The sequence below is a fragment of the Neobacillus drentensis genome, assembly GCF_036962765.1.
Lineage (GTDB): Bacteria > Bacillota > Bacilli > Bacillales > Cytobacillaceae > Neobacillus > Neobacillus drentensis_C.
The window spans coordinates 1-2,046 of sequence record NZ_JBALOS010000065.1; the positions used below are offsets into that span (position 1 = coordinate 1).

The window sequence follows — 2,046 nt, forward strand, 5'->3', positions numbered from 1 at the left end:
AGGGAAATGTATATTTCCCTAATTCTACAATTTTTTAAAACCTTTAAAAGCTTAATAAATTAGACATTGGTGACCTATATTTATGGAAATCTTCTTAAATTATTGCTTGGGAAAGCGCAAGAACAGACAATTATCGAGTTTTATTGTCAGAAAATTGAAAATCCTCTTAGAGTAAAGTAGATTATTAATTAAACTAGTCTAAATGAAAGTAGTGAACGATTTGATAAAAATGATTGATGCCCATCTTCATCTCGATCATTATAAGGATGATGAGATTAGTCAGCTAATGGAAACGATTCCACAATTAGATTGGCTGATATCCGTTTCTTTTGATTTGGATTTGTGTAAAAGAAACCTAAAGTTAACGAGAAAATATCAAAAGGTGAGACCTGCGTTTGGTTACCATCCTGAGCAGTCACTACCAACAGAAATATCAGTTGAATGAGTTATTGGATTGGATGAATAAACACAGACACGATATGGTTGCCATAGGAGAAGTAGGGCTTCCTTATTATTTAAGGAGAAAGCTTAAAGTCTCCATGAGTCAGTATGAACAATACATAGAACTATTAGAGACCTTCATTCAAAAGACAGTAACATGGGAGAAGCCAATTGTCCTCCATGCAGTTCAAGAGGACGCGCCAAATGTTTGTGACCTTTTAGAAAATTACTCCTTCAAAAACGCCCATTTTCATTGGTTTAAAGGAGAAGAGAAAACAATGACAAGAATGAAAGAAAATGGCTATTATATATCGGTTACACCGGAAGTTGTCTATGATGAAGAAATACAACTATTAGTTCAAAGATATCCGCTAGAACAAATGATGATTGAAACAGATGGTCCGTGGCCATTTGAAGGTCCATTTTGGGGAACTATGACACATCCGAATATGATGCTTGAATCCATTAAGGCAATTTCGAAAATAAAAAAATTGTCAGAAGAAGTTTCGGTAAGATTATGGAAGAACACAAGATTATTTTCAATTATAAACGGATTATTATGAGTTGAACTTAGAATGGAGTATGATTATGAAAATTGTTGTCCTTTCAGATACACATTTGCCCAAAAGAGCGAAAGGCTTGCCTCCTAGATTAATTGAAGAATTAGTCAATGCTAATCTAATCATACATGCAGGTGATTGGCAGACAATTGACGTATATAATGATCTAAAATCCTATGCCAAAGTTGTTGGTGTATATGGTAATGTAGATGGAGATGAAATCAAGGACATATTTCCGGAAAACCGAGTTATTGAAGTATGCGGGTTTAAAATTGGGATAACACATGGTCATGGCAAAGGGAAAACAACAGAAAAAAGAGCCATTCTTGCCTTTGAAGGTGAGAAACTGGATTGCCTCATTTTTGGCCATTCCCATATTCCTATTAAAAAGTACGAAAATGAGATTTTGCTTTTCAACCCTGGATCGCCTACCGATAAAAGAAGACAGAAGAAATTTTCATTTGGAGTAATGAATATAGGTGATTCCTTGGTAGCAGATCATATTTTTTTCGATTAACATCTGATAAAGAAAAATAAATTATCATAAATAAAAGGGGAAAACAAACAATGAGCAAGCAAGTAATCGTCTATACCACCAAAGACTGTATCGAGTGCACAATGGTCAAAAAAGTCCTTAGTGAAGAAGGAATTGCATTTGAGACCAGAGATTTGTCCATTAATCCAGAATACCAAAAGGAAGTAGAGAAATACGGCTTTCTTGGAGTTCCTGTTACAGTCGTGGAAAATCGGGCAGTTAAAGGCTTTACCAATGAGCTGAAGGAGCTAATGGAACTGGCAAAAAGTTAAGAAACCCTGATTGTAACCAGCAAACCACCAAATATCGAGGTGAATACGTTGAAAATAAGAAAAGCAGTTTTAGCTGATGTGGCAGGAATCGCTAGAGTGCATGTTGATAGTTGGAGAACCACATACGCAAACATTGTCCCAAATGAATATATCAATGATTTAACCTATGAAAAACGGGCAGATCTTTGGGAACAAACCATACCAAATGGTCAGGTGTTTGTAGCCGAAGATGATAATG

4 protein-coding genes and 1 pseudogene are annotated in these 2,046 nt (G+C 35.4%); all 5 read left to right on the forward strand.

Translation table 11 applies throughout. From position 1 onward, the window contains the following. The first annotated feature begins 229 nt into the window (after positions 1-229). Positions 230-445 carry a TatD family hydrolase gene (locus tag V7137_RS10170; protein ID WP_335697993.1) on the forward strand — a complete coding sequence of 72 codons (216 nt, stop codon included), beginning with the start codon at positions 230-232 and terminating at the stop codon, positions 443-445. A gap of 13 nt (positions 446-458) precedes the next feature. Then, positions 459-1,004, forward strand: coding sequence for a TatD family hydrolase (locus tag V7137_RS10175; RefSeq protein WP_335697976.1), 546 nt, complete (start codon positions 459-461; stop codon positions 1,002-1,004). A gap of 25 nt (positions 1,005-1,029) precedes the next feature. Continuing rightward, positions 1,030-1,518 (forward strand): metallophosphoesterase family protein, encoded by a 489-nt coding sequence (locus tag V7137_RS10180; protein ID WP_335697977.1) that lies wholly within the window; start codon positions 1,030-1,032, stop codon positions 1,516-1,518. Positions 1,519-1,568: 50 nt separating this feature from the next. Next, positions 1,569-1,808 (forward strand): glutaredoxin family protein, encoded by a 240-nt coding sequence (locus tag V7137_RS10185; protein WP_335697978.1) that lies wholly within the window; start codon positions 1,569-1,571, stop codon positions 1,806-1,808. A 39-nt stretch (positions 1,809-1,847) separates the two neighbouring features. After that, positions 1,848-2,046: pseudogene (locus V7137_RS10190) on the forward strand (GNAT family N-acetyltransferase); the annotation flags it as partial.

Excerpts from the sequence above, each read along its gene's own strand:
- V7137_RS10180 (WP_335697977.1), top strand. The coding sequence starts at position 1,030 with ATGAAAATTGTTGTCCTTTCAGATACACATTTGCCCAAAAGAGCGAAA.
- V7137_RS10175 (WP_335697976.1), top strand. The coding sequence starts at position 459 with ATGAATAAACACAGACACGATATGGTTGCCATAGGAGAAGTAGGGCTT.
- V7137_RS10170 (WP_335697993.1), top strand. The coding sequence starts at position 230 with ATGATTGATGCCCATCTTCATCTCGATCATTATAAGGATGATGAGATT.
- V7137_RS10185 (WP_335697978.1), top strand. The coding sequence starts at position 1,569 with ATGAGCAAGCAAGTAATCGTCTATACCACCAAAGACTGTATCGAGTGC.